General features: G+C 68.7%; 1 protein-coding gene. It reads right to left on the minus strand.

All coding sequences use genetic code 11. The features are described from left to right. On the minus strand, nt 1-390 hold a 390-nt coding region (locus OEB96_RS00235; protein ID WP_266213363.1), incomplete at its 3' end, for a hypothetical protein. Between the last annotated feature and the right edge of the window lie 16 nt (nt 391-406).

Raw genomic sequence — 406 nt, forward strand, 5'->3', positions numbered from 1 at the left:
GAGGTCGGCCTGCGGGTTGGCCTGCGTCGCATGCCGGGTGACCACGGCCATCGCCCCCTTGGCGCCCGTCCGCGGGTAGGTGTGGAGGCCCGCGATCCCGTGCGCGCCCGTCGTGGAGACGGTCTCGTAGTCGAGCTCCACGAGCGCCCCGAGCCCGTTGGTGATCGTCGTGACGCGGTTGTGCGGCTTGCTGTAGTTGGTGGCGAAGGTGTTGATGAGGTACGGCCAGTCGGTTGGGTTGTCCTCGACGTACCCGAGGAAGGTGATCTGCGCGCGCTCGTGAACGGCTGGGGCGAGCGTCATCACCTGGAGATGCGTGGCCGCCTCGGTCCGCTCGCGCCAGGTGGTGTCGTCGGTGTACGCGGGCCACCCTGAAGGGATCCCTCCCACGGGATGATCGGTGTAC

Source organism: Paraliomyxa miuraensis (genome assembly GCF_026337845.1).
Taxonomy (GTDB): domain Bacteria; phylum Myxococcota_A; class Polyangia; order Nannocystales; family Nannocystaceae; genus Paraliomyxa; species Paraliomyxa miuraensis.